The following is a 13,874-nucleotide window of genomic DNA, read 5'->3' as shown; positions in this document are numbered from 1 at the left end:
CCGCTTTTCTGAAGTATTTTTGAGTTTAACAAAACAAAAAAACAAAAAAATCCTCACCGAAGCGAGGATTTTCCAATAGCGGAAGGCAATTTACGTAATGACATTCAGTGTCAGTTGATCTGAAATGCGATCGGTAATGTAAACTTTACGCGCACCGGATTTCCCGCCTGACGGCCTGGCATCCAGTTCTGCATCATTTTCACCACCCGCACAGCTTCCTCGTCACAGCCAAAACCAATTCCCTTCAACGCAGTTACATCTTCAATTTTTCCATCAGATCCCACAGTAAACTGCACAAATACTCTTCCCTGAATACCGGCCCTCGCAGCAGCAACGGGATATTTTAAATTCTTCTGTAAAAAAGCCGCCATTGCCTGAACCCCTCCCATATACTCCGGCGCTTGCTCAACGTGTAAAAAGATACTTTCCTCTCTCGTTTTCACATCCGCGGCTGCTGTTTTCGCATTGCCGAATTCCGCTGCCGGGGGCACGATGATTTCAAGGTCTTCGATTCCTTCCAGCGTTTTCGCCGCCGGAGCAGCGTTTTCCAGCTCTTTTAATACAGGGGGCAGGTTTTCCATTGCCACCTCATCATCCTGCATGACCACCGGAGGCAGCGAGCGCACCGTTTTAGCTTCCGGCGCAGGTTCTGGCTTTTCCGGCGCTGGTTTCGGAAGCTCCCTTGTGATATCAATCGGCCTCGCCTCAACGATATAAGCAATATCACCGGGCTTCGGATCAGGGACAAGCCGGGCGTACAGGTTTGGGAAAAATACAATCATTCCAAACAATGCGACGCCCATTAAAACGGATTTTTGAATAGTCTGCCCGTATGATTTCCGAAGATCATACGCTCCGTACAATTTGTTTCTCCCCTCGAACACAATGTCATTGAGGGATTTTTCCATGGCTAACAGATTCTTATGATCCGCATTCAGATTCAGAACTACCTCGTTATCTGCGGTTTCAACAATGCTGCTATATATCTGCTCGAACGGTTTCCCGTCCCACAGCCGCTCCTCAGCCTCGCAAGCCAAATGATCAAGTATCTCCGGGAGCAATTCCGGACTTAATTTTCTTGACTTCAGGTATGATTTAATTAAATCGATCCGGTCTTCGTGAAGGCGTTTCATAGAACCATCTGTTTAGATTTCAGCCATGTAACAAATTTATTCCGTTGCTAGATTTTTAGGAGCGAGTAAGAGTCTGACAGCGTCTATAAAACGTTCAAGGTCATTGGTTTTATTACGCGCGGCTTCACTTCCCGGGCTGGTCAGTGAATAATATTTTCTAAGGCGACCATCGACTTCCACCGACTCGGTTAGCAACATTCCCTCCTGTTCCAATTTATGTAAAACAGGGTAAAGCGCGCCGAACGTCAAAGCAATGGCGCCGCCTGTTCTCTCTTTTACCTCCTGGGTTATCTCATATCCGTACATCCGATCGTGTTCGGCCAGCAAATTCAGCACTATGGTTTTGAGGGTGCCCCGGACATATTCGTTACTTGTTGTGTTATTATCCATGAGTTAAAATTTGATTAAGCGAATATATATAAGTTTTTTATATATACAATACAAAAGTAGGAGAAGTTTTTTCCGAAGTCAACCGAAATGCGAAATTTAACTTTCTGTCAGGGGAATTGACCTGCTGATCCGCTCTTCCAGTGAAATAAAGGTCTCTGTCCGCTGGATCCCATTTACCTTTTGAATTTTGTCATGAAGGATTTCGCGTAAATGTCCGGTGTCGCGGCAAACGATCTTTAAAAAAATACTATAAATACCCGTCGTATAATGGATGTTGACGACCTCCGGAATACCTTCCAGCTCAGTAGCGACCTGCTCGTAGAGTGAGCTTTTATCGAGATAGATACCCAGAAATGCACTGATATCCCAACCAAGTTTTGCGGGATCAATTACAAGTTGTGAACCCTTCACAATGCCCATTTGCTCCAACTTTTTCATGCGTACATGAACCGTTCCTCCGGAAACAAAAACGCGTTTGCCTATCTCCGTGTACGGTAACGCAGCATTCTCTATCAGAAGGGAAAGTATACGCAAATCGGTGCTGTCAATATCTGAATATTTCTGCATTTCAGTCTGAAAGTTTGAATTTTTCGCAATCTTACTGACCAAATTATGAGATTATTGTAAATTTTGACAATTTTTAATGAAAATATTTTATAATTAAATCTGGAAAATATAATTTTGCAGAACCAAATCAAGGAAGGAACCGTTAATATGTTCCATAATTAATTTGGTAATCACTATTGTAGGGTGATGAAATTGGCAGCCATGCCCTCCTGTCTCGGGGGTGGTGAATAAGGGATAAACGCGGCATAATGCCGACTAACGTCGACTGGGGTGGACCACCAACAGTATTTGTACCGTAGCTAACCGCACCGTGGGTGGTTCGAATCCCCCTCCTACAGCAAAAAAAACTTGACAAGCGAATTTTTTCGTGTTAGTTTTATTTGGTTTTTAGTTTGTTGATGAAGTGTAATTTGACACGCGGGTTCATTTTGAAACCTGCGTGTTTTTATTTTACAGCCACCACCAACAACTCCCCAGCCTTAAAGCCTCAATTCTCCTCCGTACTCATCCGCTATTTGGCTCCCCCGGAGGCACCTTTTATCCCGGTTCATTTTTGAAAATCAGTTACTTCGCAGGTCAGGCTTTGTACTGAACCTGCTATTTTTTTTACACCGTAACCGGATATAGCTGAGGATATAATGACAAAAAGTAGCAAAAGAATGCAAATTTTTTGCTCAGGTCATGGGTACTAATTTCGAGCCTCCTACTCATCGTAGCACATTCATCGAATTTAATCTACAACTCATGCTCACGAAATGCCTATGACCTGATCCATTTACAAAAAAAGATCGACGATGCTGGTAACACCGTCGATCCGAGAATGAGCTCGTTCACTGGTCTGGTAAACCAGTTTCGAGCAAACACAAAAGGAATAAACTCACTGCTTAAACAAGCCTAATCCTTATTCAAAAGTATGAAAAAACAGCGACTAATCAGTCCGCCCGGTGTGCAGCCGGGCGCTTTCCTCGTTGCATTCTGCTCAGCCCTTTTTCTGCTCATCGGCACAGCATCAGCAAGTAATTTTAATTCAATTAACCCACAACCATCTGCATTTGCGGCCGATACCCTCAGTTTGAAGGGGCAGGTATTTGATGGCAGCGAACCGCCGGTAGCATTGCCGGGTGTTACGGTGCAGGTCAAGAAAACAGACCGCGGTGTTACCACCGATCCCAACGGAAACTTTGAAATTAGGGCAGTCCTGGGTGATACACTGGTTTTTAGTTTTGTAGGACTGGATCCTAAAGAGCTGCCCGTATTGAGTACTAAAAACATGGTAGTAGCTCTCAAAGAGAAAGATAATGCATTGAACGAAGTGGTTGTAACGGGTTATTCAGAGCAAAAAGCGCGTAACCTGGCCAATGCGATTGGAAAATTGGACGTAAAAGCTGCGGTTGCCAATAAGCCGATCACCCAGCTTTCGCAGGCGCTGCAAGGCGGTGTTACCGGACTAACGGTAACCCAGGGTAGCGGCATGGCGGGCGAAGACCGGTCTAATATATTGATCCGCGGTATTTCCACGATCGGTAACTCTTCACCGCTCGTGCTCGTGGACGGTGTTCCATTTGATATCAACTCCGTAGATCCAACTACGGTGGAGAGTATTACGGTTCTGAAAGATGCGGCGGCGGCTTCCATTTACGGTGCGCGGGCGGCAAACGGGGTTATCCTGGTGACCACCAAGCGAGGTATTCCGGGGAAATTATCGGTTACCTATGACGGTTACGCCGGTGTGCAGAATGCCACTTACCTGCCCAAATTCGTAGACGGGCCGAAGTACATGGAAATGGTCAACGAAGCCTATTCAAACATTGGCGGACTGGAACCTTACAGCGACGAGGCGATTCAGAAAACGCGGGAAGGAAGTGATCCCATTTCGTATCCAAACACGAACTGGTCGGAGCTTATGCTCAATAAAAATGCAGCGATCCATAGTCATTCTGTGAGTATTTCAGGAGGTAACGAGCTGGCGCGGTTTGCTGTGAGCGGTAACTATTTATATCAGGATGGACTTACTCCAAAACGGGATTATGAAAGATTTTCGTTCCGCGCCAATACGGGGGTGACGCTTACGAAAAATGTATCCATGCTACTTGACCTTGTTGCGAATAGAGGGAGAAACAGATCAGAGCTGGTTCGCTTCGGGAATTCGCTTCACCTGATCTATTCCACTCCGCCCAATATAGTACCGAAATATCCTGTCAAAGACGACGGGTACCAGGCTTACGGGAACTTCGGAGAGATGATGAACCCAATGGCAGAACTTGAAAGAGGCGGTTATGCGCAAAACAAATCCGACCAGATCAATATCAACTTTCAGCCGACCTGGCAGATTACCCCTGAGCTCAAAATTCGCGGCCAGTATTTGTACCGGATTAACTCGAATGGGTTTCTTGACAATCGCGACTCTTACAATTTTCTCGACTACTACACTGGAAACCTGGTGTTTACCTATGGGAATTCCAAAGGCTCGAGCGTAGGTAGAAGCACTTACAACTACCTGGCATCAAATCTGGAATTCTCTCAAACCTATGGAAAACACTTTGTATACGGAATTGCCGGATTATCGCGTGAAGCGGATAACCCTTCCAACTTCGACCAGATGACACTGGCTTCCTATTTTGTGAAGTTCAACTACGTTTTTAACAACAAATACCTGCTCGAAAGTACTGTGCGCGCCGATGGTTCTTCCAAATTCGGACCAGATAGAAAATGGGGCACATTTCCTTCCGTGGCAGTTGGATGGAATATACACAATGAAGAATTCCTGAAAGATGTGAATTTCCTTACCAGCTTTAAACTTCGCGGTTCTTACGGACTTATGGGTAACAACGGTAATGTGGAACGTTATCGGTACCAAAGTCTGATCGATGGTGGCAATGGCGTTGAAACTACAATAGGTAATCCTGAAATAACCTGGGAAACGGTTAAGATGCTGGACATTGGAGCAGATATCAGGCTATTTGATAACCTGGGAATTACGATTGACTGGTTTAGCAAAACGACGGACGATATTCTCCTTTCTCCACCACTTTCGCTTTCGTCAGGCGTCAATTCGCTGCCTGTGAATTCAGGATCGGTATCAAATAAAGGCTGGGAGTTCATGGTCAATTACTCCCGCTCGCTTGGAAAAGAGATGGAGATCAGCGGAAGTGCGGGGTATTCCTACTATAACAATAAAATCATCTCACTCCGCGGCGGACCTTACATCGGAGGAAGCGGTCTGGATATCAACGAAATAAACTACCCTATTAATAGCTACTACCTGCACAAAACAGCGGGTTTGCTAACGCAGGCCGATATCGACGGCGGGATTCCACTATTACCCGGACAGCAAATCGGAGATATCAAATACATTGACGTGAATGGTGACGGAAATATTGATAAAGCAGACAAGCAGATCATGGGTAACCCGAATCCGCAGGGCAGCTACTTTGCCAATTTGAATTTTGTGTTCAAAAGATTCAGTCTTGAAACGCAATTGAATGGTTTCACCCAAAGTCTGGCTTATTACACTGGTCGCTACCAGACTGTGCTGAACGTTACCTCAAATTTCGACGGCGGAACCCCGATGCAATATCAAACGGATTACTGGACTCCGGAGAATCCGAATGCAATGTTCCCGAGACTGGCACCTTCACCTGGTAACAATGCATTACCTTCTGACTACTGGCTCACAAATGCGGCATTCCTGAGAGTGAAATATATTCAGCTGGGCTACAATTTTAGCCCTGAACTGGTGAAAAAGATCAAGCTGAATAACCTTCGGATTTTCGTGAATGCGCAAAACGCGATCACCTTCAGTAAAATGAAATATTTCGATCCGGAGACGCGCGGAAGTGAGGCTAACTATCCACTAATGAAGGTATTCACAGCAGGGCTGAACATTAAATTCTAAATCCACGACCATGAAGAAGATCATTATATTAGCAATAAGCACATTCTTTCTTTCTTCCTGCGCGGAAGAATTTCTGACCAGGGACCATCCAACGGCCACCACCGACCTCAACTTCTGGAACACCGAAGGCGAAATTAATACCGCGCTGAATATCCTGTATGATCAGGTACCAACCGGTGGCTTTCGCTACCAGAACAATACCCGCATTACGTTTGAGGGAATGACCGACAATGCAGTTTGGTATGCCAACTTTTTTGGGGAGGTAAATACCATTGCACTTGGTAACTCCAATTCGCAAATGCGGGCGACGGAGTGGGCCGCGATTCAGCCTGTTTGGCAGGAGAACTATACGGCGATCCGACGTGCGAACCGCTTTTTGGAACATGCAGGCAAAGCATTGATCGAGCCGGCTCTCAAAAAGCGCTACTTCGCCGAAGCGCGGGCATTGCGTGCGTGGTTTCATCTGGACCTCATGCTTTATTATGGAGAGATACCGATCGTGACCACCGTGGTACTGCCGACAGAAACCGATCTGGTGAAAAACACAAAGCAGGAAGTTGTAGACTTTGTGCTCGCCGAACTCGACGCAGCTTCTGCCGATCTGCCGAATCTATACGCCGTGAATGATATCAAAAGGATCACGAGGGGCGCTTGCTACACGATGAAAACCGTAGCATTGCTCAACAACCTGCAATATGCCGAGGCCGCCAAAGCTGCAAAACAGGTGATTGATATGAATTTATACAAGCTCCATCCCAGCTACGCCGCGCTTTTCAACTACGAAGGACAAGTAAACGAGGAGCGGATCTTCATTCGTCAGAGTGGAAATGACGATACCTTTTACAGAAGTGCGCCGGGTTATATTGGTGGAAATGCCTGCCTTAACCCAACCGGCTCGCTGGTGAATACATACGAAACAAAGCAGGGCAAAACGCTGGCCGAACTCTCACCCGACAGCGCCGCTATTTACAAAGCCAGCCCGAATTACAGATCCAACCGCGACCCAAGAATGGAGTTGACGATCGCTTATCCCGGCTCTACGTTTTATGGGGACCTGAATCCATGGGACGATTCGCCTAACAATCCGAACAGGCTTGCAGCTAACTATTCTTCGAAAACCGGTTACTGGCTGAGAAAGTACGTTGATCTGGCTGACAGAGGAAGAGGCCGCGGCTCGCTGGATTATATGGTTTACAGGTATGGTGACCTGCTTTTAATGTACGTGGAAGCATTGGTGGAAAGCGGACAATGGAACAATCCGGACGTGATCAAATACATCAATATGATCCGCAACAGAGCTAAAATGCCCAATGTTGATATTAAAGTCTACAACAACGAAGCCAAAATGCGTGAGCTTTACCAGCGTGAAAGGCGCGTTGAGCTCGCGTTTGAAGGCAGCCGGCTATTTGACATCCGTCGCTGGAAGATCGCGGAGAAGGTGATGAACGGTGTAGTGGAAGGCGCTATTGACCCGAGAACCAAAAAGCCGGTAAACGTGGAAACGCGCACATTTAAAGCGAAAGATTACCTCTGGCCTATTCCCGCCAGAGAAATGGAAGGAAACCCGAATATGAAGCAAAATCCTGGGTTCTGATAATTTGTTTAAGCAATATAGTCCTGACAAAGCCGGTCCTATTCAAGGGCCGGTTTTTCTTTGTAATGGTTAAAACAAAAAAAAGCCCAGATCTCTCTGAGCTTTTTCGCGGTCTGGACGGGACTCGAACCCGCGACCCCATGCGTGACAGGCATGTATTCTAACCAACTGAACTACCAAACCAAGGTATAATTTCCAGTACATTTACTGAAAACGTGGTGCAAAACTAGTATTATTATTTACCATAACAATAGCTGAGACTTCAATTTAGTTATTTTATTTGTGAAAAGAATATCCTGCAAAAGGAAAATTCTGAAAATGAAATAGTTGTAGCCAGACTTATAATGACTTTTGTAAAAGAAATAATTCAGGAGCTCGAATATCTCGCTCCACTTGCTTACCAGGAAGGGTACGACAATGCAGGTTTACTGGTAGGTTCTCCCGATATACCCGTCACCGGCGTGCTACTGACGCTTGACGTGACCGAAGAAGTAGTAGAAGAGGCGATAGAGCGAAACTGCAACCTGATCGTCGCTCACCACCCTATTATTTTCAAGGGTTTGAAAAAGCTGAATGGGAGCAATTATGTGGAAAGGACCGTGATCAAGGCTATTAAAAACGATATTGCGATCTATGCGACGCATACCAACCTGGATCACGTACCGCAAGGAGTAAACTGGCAGATCGCAGAATTGCTGGGTCTCAACAATTTGCGCGTGCTAGCTCCCAAATCGCAGATTTTAACCAAACTGACTTTCTTCTCGCCCGTCGCCAATACGCAGGAAATACTGGATGCACTTTTTGCGGCAGGAGCCGGTCGGATCGGGCAATATGAAAATTGCAGCTTTCGGACCGAAGGTATGGGATCATTTATGCCTAACCAGCAAGCGAACCCAGTGATCGGCGAAAGAGGCACGCAGGAGGTAGTAGCTGAACATCGGTCAGAAGTGATGTTTCCGTCTTACCTGCAATCCAAAATGATGTCGGTACTGCGCAAAATGCATCCTTACGAAGAAGTAGCCTATTATCTCACGACGCTTGAAAATGAAAATCAGGAAGTGGGTGCAGGCGCGGTGGGAGAACTGGAAGTTGAAATGACAGCTGATGAATTCCTGCGTCACCTTCAAAGCCAAATGCATTTAAAAGTGATCAAACACACGGAAAGTGTAGAAAAAGTGAAGAAAGTAGCCGTTTGCGGAGGAGCTGGAAGCTTTTTACTAAAAGATGCGATTCGTGCGGGCGCAGATGTTTTTGTAACTTCCGATTACAAATACCACGAATTTTTTGATGCTGAGGGTCAGATTATGATCTGCGATATCGGGCATTATGAAAGCGAAGTGTATACTAAAAATCTACTATATAAATATTTGTCAGGAAAATTTAGTAATTTTGCACTCTGTTTGTCGCAGGTCAATACCAATCCGGTTCGATATTTTGTTTAATATTAGTGTAAATCAAAATATTCTCCGGTCACTATTGAAGATCCTCGGCTGACTGCCTTCACTTATTACGCATTGAAACAAGTCCATTAAAGACATACATGGAAAACACAATCGCTCAAAAATTAGATGCTCTCCTGAAGTTGCAGGAAATTGATTCAAGCCTTGACGAAATACTTAAAACACGCGGTGATCTTCCTGAAGAGGTAAGAGACCTGGAAGATGAGATCATCGGTTTTGAGACCCGTTTGGGAAAATTTAAGAGTGAAATTGCGAATTTGAATACTGAAATTGACAATTTCAAAAACGCACAAAAAGATGGTGAAAAGCTGATCAAGAAATATAAGGATCAGCAAATGAACGTCCGCAATAACCGCGAGTACGATGCAATCACCAAAGAAGTTGAATTACAGGAGCTTGATATGCAACTGGCTGATAAGAAAATCAATGAGGCCAGAGCCCGTATCCGTTTGATCGAAGAGGATGCAAATCGCGCCGAATCGGTTCTGAACGAGAGAAATGAAGATTTGAAAGCGAAAAAAGGCGAGCTGTCTGTCATCACAAGCGAAAGCGAAGCGGATGAAAAAGGATTGATCGCTGAGCGCGAGAAACACATTAAGAAAATCGAGGATCGTCTGCTGAAATCTTATCAGAAAATCCGCGACAACTCAATGAACGGTCTGGCAGTTGTTCACGTATCAAGAGGAGCTTGCGGAGGCTGTTTCAGCATTGTTCCGCCACAGCGCCAGGCAGATATCCGGGAGCGTAAAAAACTGATCGTTTGCGAGCATTGCGGAAGAATTCTGGCAGACGTTGAAAGCGTTGAACCAGTTCATCAGCGCCGCTAATATCATTGAATGAATTTGAAAAGGTTGTCTGATGAAGGCAACCTTTTTTTATGCCTTTACTATGCTCAAAATTCTTAAAAAGCGAAACGGAAATTTACTGTTGTCGATTTGGATACCAGTCTTCCTGTTCGCTTCTATTGCATTTGCCGCGCCCAAAAATGATCTGACAGCGGATATAGACTTCACGCCGAGGTTGCAGAAAGCGTATTTTGAAATACAAAAACTGCGGCTTCCCGCGGCTCGTAAGTTGATTGAAATCGAAAGGAAGGAAAACCCGGACAATGCATTTATTCAGTATCTGGATAATTACGCCGACCTGCATTACCTGCTGATCGCGGAAGATAAAGCGGCGTATAAAAATCTGTCTTCTCAGGAAAGCAAACGGCTCGACCAGGTTGCGAAGTTGTCGGACCAATCGCCTTACAAACGGTTCCTGCTTGCGGAAATCCGGCTTCATTGGGCTTTTGCCAAATTGAAATACGGAGACCAGGCGAGCGGTTCATGGGAAATTATCAAGGCATACAAACTGCTGGAAGAGAACAGAAAGAAGTTTCCTGACTTTATTCCGACGCTCAAATCGCTCGGCTTACTACACATTCTGATCGGCTCTATTCCGGACAATTATGCGTGGGTCGCCAAAATCGTAGGTTTGAGAGGAAACATTCAGAACGGGATCCGGGAGCTCAGGACAGTACAGCAACAAGAACCGTTTTTTAAACAGGAAGCAGAATTGATCGATCTGCTGATCCACGCTTACACCCTGAAACTGACGCCTGACCAGCAAAAAAAGATCCGTCAGTGGCCAAATGAACAGCCAGACAATCTGCTCCTCCATTTCTTCGCCACAACTGTTTTGATGAAAGAAGGCCAAAGTGAAGAGGTACTTCAATATCTGAACAATGCGCCAGCAGGCGACGCCTACATTGATTTTCCTTTTTTGAAATACCTGAAAGGTGAAATAGCACTTCAAAAAGGTCAGTACGACGGCGCCGCTGCACAATACCTGCTTTTTCAAAAGGAATACCGTGGCTTTAATTATGTCAAGGATACAAATTTCAAGCTTTTCATGTGCCGCTGGCTCGCAGGGAAAGATGCGGAGGCTACCGCATTTGCGAAAAAGATCGGCAGCACGGGAGAAACGATCATAGAGGCCGACCAGCTGGCAGAGCGAATTGGCAAAGAATATTTGGCAGGGAAAATTGGGGCGCAGCAAAAAATATTATACAAAGCCAGATATGCTTTCGACGGAGGTTATTTAAAAGAAGCGACGGAAGTTTTACAAAATGTCTCAGAAAGCACTTTTAAAATCCCGGCTGAAAAAGCAGAGTTCAATTACAGAAAAGCCCGGATTATGCATAAAACCGGGCAGACTGTACCTGCAATTCATTACTTTGAGCGTTGCCTGCAACTTTCTGGGAATACTAGCCCTGGTTTCGGCGCCTCTTCTGCATTGCAATTGGGATATATTTATCTTGATAAAAAAGAAAAGCAAAAGGCTGCTAGTTACTTTAAAAAGGCAATGCTTTTCAAAAAGCACGAATACAAAAACAGTATCGATAATAAAGCGAGAGCTGCACTTACGGATTTGGGAGAATAATTTGTGACTTTTTGCACAAGTCTGCGTCTAAAAAAGCAGACGCTGTCACAAAATCAAAATGCCCGAAAACACAAAACCAGAAAATCCGAGAAAAATCAAGAGTTGGTCAGAAGAAGACCGGCCACGCGAGAAGTTAATGATGAAGGGCAGATTAGCTGTCTCCGATGCGGAACTACTCTCTATTCTCATCCGGGCCGGCACGACGGAAATGTCGGCATTGGATCTTGCGAAAGTAATTATGGCAAGCGCGGGAAACAGTATTCATGATCTGGCCAAGCTGGACTTCAAGGATTTCCTGAAATACAAGGGTATGGGAAAAGCGAAAGCTATTTCAATAGTGGCCGCGCTGGAACTTGGGCGGCGGAGGAGCGATATCCAGCCTTTGAAGAAAAAGAAGATCACCGGCCCGGAATCGGTTTATGAAGAAATGCGGCAATACCTTCTTGATAAACCGACAGAAGAATTCTGGATACTGTTACTGAACCGCGCAAACGAGTTATTACGTACTGTACTGGTGAGTGTAGGCGGTGTTTCCGGGACTTCTGTGGACGTTAAGCTGATCCTAAAAATTGCCGTGGAAAATCTGGCAAGTTCCATTATACTCGTTCACAATCACCCTTCCGGCCAGCTAACCCCAAGCCACGCCGACAAGATATTGACCTTGCAGATCCGGGACGCGGGGCGGCTGCTGGATATGCCAATATTGGATCACATGATATTTACAGACGCGGGCTTTTACAGTTTCAAAGATTCCGGCGAGCTGTGATCAGAATACTTCCGACTCTTTTATAATGCTTTTTAACTCAGCATACGGGATCGTGAACTTGACCGCGCCGCGTGCGTAGGCAGCTATTTCGTAGGGATTATAGTAGAAGAATAACCCTTCACGTGTGAAAACATAATTTGCTGGCAGGAAAAACCGGTGATCTGACAAAAAGTAGCCGGCTGTTTCTAGATTAATCTCAGCAGAAAGCTTTTCGGTTTTACGGAAATGCGTTTCAACCAGTTTCAAAAGTGCTGACGAATCGGCTATATACTTTTCCATTTCCACCTCAGCCCCAGTCGCAGCGTCGAATGCGTGGAAGGAACGGAAGCTATTTGGATGCGCGCCGCCGGTGAAGTAAATGTGATCGAGCTGATAAAAAAGCACTTTGGGAGTGACCATCACCGTATCTCCTTTCAGGTCGACTTCCCAGCATCCCGGCGCGTCGGGAAAGTCCTTTTTGAAACCGGTATAGTCTTTCTGAAACAGGTTGAATGCGCCTTGAAGGCTCTTCGATGCAGCTGGGTCGGACGCAATATGTGCGGAGTCGCCGTGCTGGTTGACGCGGTTAATAAGCTTTTCAGAGAGAATTTTATTAATCTCAATACCAGCCCGGCTCGAATCCTGCGACTTCCAGACAGCTACATTTACTGCGACTCCATTTCCATAGCCGACAGTATCGCAACCGCCAAAAGACTGCTTTTCAATACTTCCTTTGGTCAACCGGGATGTTTCCGCCTCCTGTTCATTTTTGGAAGACTGCGTGCAACCGTAGATAACCAGCCCTGCAATCAAAAATAATCCCTTCCGAATAAGCATCATATATTGAATAAGTTGAATTACAGGCTCATCAGTTCTTTAAACCGGATCGCCTGCCGACGTGAAATTTCGATCTTATCGCCGCCTTGCAATGTTACCAGCAAACCGCCGCTAAACCATGGTTCGATCTTTTCGATCCAGCCCAAATTGATAATATGCTTCCGGTTGGCGCGGAAGTAGGTGTTAGGGTCGAGCCGCTCTTCCAGATTGTTTAGAGATTTAAGTACCAGCGGTTTCTGATCGTCGAAATGCAGTCGCACATAGTTGCCCATTGATTCGAAAAGGCGGATTTTGCCCAATTTTACAAACCAGCATTTCTCTCCGTCTTTGACAAAAACCTGATCATTTCCTCCCAACACCTTCTCTGCTCTTTCGTGCGTTTGGGCCGGCGCTTCCGGCTGCGCCTGATTTTCTTCGATCCGATGAATAGTCTCTTTCAACCGTTCATTATCAATAGGTTTGAGCAGATAATCGAGCGCATTGTATTCGAATGCCTTGATAGCATATTCGTCGTAGGCAGTGGTGAATATCACTTCCGGCGTTTTCCCCTCAATGGAGGAGAGCAGCTCGAAACCGTTTTTACCCGGCATTTGAATATCCAGAAAAAGCAGTTCCGGTTGCAATTCATCAATCATCACCAGCGCTTCCTCCGCATTGGCGGCTTCGCCTATGATCTCAATTTTGGTGTAAGGTTCAAGCAGCCGCTTTAATTCATTCCTGGCAAGACGTTCGTCGTCAACAATAAGAGTTCTCATGGCAGATCAGTTAGGAAAAAGTTATAAGTTTTTTTATTCGATGAAATCAATTGCCCCGGACTTCAGTCCGGGGA

Annotated in this window: 11 protein-coding genes and 1 tRNA gene; 6 read left to right on the top strand and 6 right to left on the bottom strand. The window is 45.5% G+C overall.

Going from position 1 to position 13,874, the window contains the following annotated elements; genetic code table 11:
• Nucleotides 1–110 precede the first annotated feature (110 nt).
• The 3 genes from KOD92_RS21230 to KOD92_RS21220 form a co-directional block, all read right to left on the bottom strand.
• Entirely contained in the window at nt 111–1,133 is a 1,023-nt protein-coding gene (locus KOD92_RS21230; protein ID WP_215235619.1) for an energy transducer TonB, read from the bottom strand.
• A gap of 36 nt (nt 1,134–1,169) precedes the next feature.
• Nucleotides 1,170–1,523: a PadR family transcriptional regulator gene (locus tag KOD92_RS21225; RefSeq protein ID WP_215235618.1), complete on the bottom strand. Its 354-nt coding sequence runs from the start codon at nt 1,521–1,523 to the stop codon at nt 1,170–1,172.
• Between the two features lie 96 nt (nt 1,524–1,619).
• Nucleotides 1,620–2,090 carry an Lrp/AsnC ligand binding domain-containing protein gene (locus KOD92_RS21220; RefSeq protein WP_215235617.1) on the bottom strand — a complete coding sequence of 157 codons (471 nt, stop codon included), beginning with the start codon at nt 2,088–2,090 and terminating at the stop codon, nt 1,620–1,622.
• Nucleotides 2,091–3,003: 913 nt separating this feature from the next.
• Here KOD92_RS21220 and KOD92_RS21215 point away from each other — a divergent pair.
• Both KOD92_RS21215 and KOD92_RS21210 read left to right on the top strand, forming a co-directional pair.
• Entirely contained in the window at nt 3,004–5,985 is a 2,982-nt protein-coding gene (locus KOD92_RS21215) for a SusC/RagA family TonB-linked outer membrane protein (protein ID WP_215235616.1), read from the top strand.
• Between the two features lie 10 nt (nt 5,986–5,995).
• Nucleotides 5,996–7,579, top strand: coding sequence for a RagB/SusD family nutrient uptake outer membrane protein (locus tag KOD92_RS21210; RefSeq protein ID WP_215235615.1), 1,584 nt, complete (start codon nt 5,996–5,998; stop codon nt 7,577–7,579).
• A 109-nt stretch (nt 7,580–7,688) separates the two neighbouring features.
• On the opposite strand, the gene KOD92_RS21205 is transcribed toward KOD92_RS21210, so the two are convergent.
• A tRNA-Asp gene (locus KOD92_RS21205) sits at nt 7,689–7,762 on the bottom strand.
• Nucleotides 7,763–7,923: 161 nt separating this feature from the next.
• Here KOD92_RS21205 and KOD92_RS21200 point away from each other — a divergent pair.
• The 4 genes from KOD92_RS21200 to radC all read left to right on the top strand — a co-directional run bounded on the left by KOD92_RS21200 (nt 7,924) and on the right by radC (nt 12,229).
• A complete protein-coding gene (locus KOD92_RS21200) occupies nt 7,924–9,021 on the top strand; it encodes a Nif3-like dinuclear metal center hexameric protein (protein ID WP_215235614.1) in 1,098 nt (365 codons plus the stop codon).
• Nucleotides 9,022–9,119: 98 nt separating this feature from the next.
• Nucleotides 9,120–9,866: a zinc ribbon domain-containing protein gene (locus KOD92_RS21195; RefSeq protein WP_215235613.1), complete on the top strand. Its 747-nt coding sequence runs from the start codon at nt 9,120–9,122 to the stop codon at nt 9,864–9,866.
• A 31-nt stretch (nt 9,867–9,897) separates the two neighbouring features.
• A complete protein-coding gene (locus tag KOD92_RS21190) occupies nt 9,898–11,463 on the top strand; it encodes a YfgM family protein (RefSeq protein ID WP_229254788.1) in 1,566 nt (521 codons plus the stop codon).
• 58 nt (nt 11,464–11,521) lie between these two features.
• A complete protein-coding gene (gene radC, locus KOD92_RS21185) occupies nt 11,522–12,229 on the top strand; it encodes a RadC family protein (RefSeq protein ID WP_215235612.1) in 708 nt (235 codons plus the stop codon).
• Here radC and KOD92_RS21180 read toward each other — a convergent pair whose 3' ends face one another.
• Together KOD92_RS21180 and KOD92_RS21175 are read right to left on the bottom strand one after the other, a co-directional pair.
• Nucleotides 12,230–13,048 (bottom strand): DUF3298 and DUF4163 domain-containing protein, encoded by an 819-nt coding sequence (locus KOD92_RS21180; protein WP_229254787.1) that lies wholly within the window; start codon nt 13,046–13,048, stop codon nt 12,230–12,232.
• 17 nt (nt 13,049–13,065) lie between these two features.
• A complete protein-coding gene (locus tag KOD92_RS21175; RefSeq protein WP_215235611.1) occupies nt 13,066–13,800 on the bottom strand; it encodes a LytR/AlgR family response regulator transcription factor in 735 nt (244 codons plus the stop codon).
• Nucleotides 13,801–13,874 lie beyond the last annotated feature (74 nt).

This window comes from Dyadobacter linearis (assembly GCF_907165045.1).
GTDB lineage: Bacteria > Bacteroidota > Bacteroidia > Cytophagales > Spirosomataceae > Dyadobacter > Dyadobacter linearis.
Note: the sequence above shows the minus strand (reverse complement) of the source record. Positions and strands in the feature narration are given on the sequence as shown.

Excerpts from the sequence above, each read along its gene's own strand:
- KOD92_RS21230 (WP_215235619.1), bottom strand. The coding sequence starts at position 1,133 with ATGAAACGCCTTCACGAAGACCGGATCGATTTAATTAAATCATACCTG.
- KOD92_RS21225 (WP_215235618.1), bottom strand. The coding sequence starts at position 1,523 with ATGGATAATAACACAACAAGTAACGAATATGTCCGGGGCACCCTCAAA.
- KOD92_RS21220 (WP_215235617.1), bottom strand. The coding sequence starts at position 2,090 with ATGCAGAAATATTCAGATATTGACAGCACCGATTTGCGTATACTTTCC.
- KOD92_RS21215 (WP_215235616.1), top strand. The coding sequence starts at position 3,004 with ATGAAAAAACAGCGACTAATCAGTCCGCCCGGTGTGCAGCCGGGCGCT.
- KOD92_RS21210 (WP_215235615.1), top strand. The coding sequence starts at position 5,996 with ATGAAGAAGATCATTATATTAGCAATAAGCACATTCTTTCTTTCTTCC.
- KOD92_RS21200 (WP_215235614.1), top strand. The coding sequence starts at position 7,924 with ATGACTTTTGTAAAAGAAATAATTCAGGAGCTCGAATATCTCGCTCCA.
- KOD92_RS21195 (WP_215235613.1), top strand. The coding sequence starts at position 9,120 with ATGGAAAACACAATCGCTCAAAAATTAGATGCTCTCCTGAAGTTGCAG.
- KOD92_RS21190 (WP_229254788.1), top strand. The coding sequence starts at position 9,898 with ATGAAGGCAACCTTTTTTTATGCCTTTACTATGCTCAAAATTCTTAAA.
- radC (WP_215235612.1), top strand. The coding sequence starts at position 11,522 with ATGCCCGAAAACACAAAACCAGAAAATCCGAGAAAAATCAAGAGTTGG.
- KOD92_RS21180 (WP_229254787.1), bottom strand. The coding sequence starts at position 13,048 with ATGATGCTTATTCGGAAGGGATTATTTTTGATTGCAGGGCTGGTTATC.
- KOD92_RS21175 (WP_215235611.1), bottom strand. The coding sequence starts at position 13,800 with ATGAGAACTCTTATTGTTGACGACGAACGTCTTGCCAGGAATGAATTA.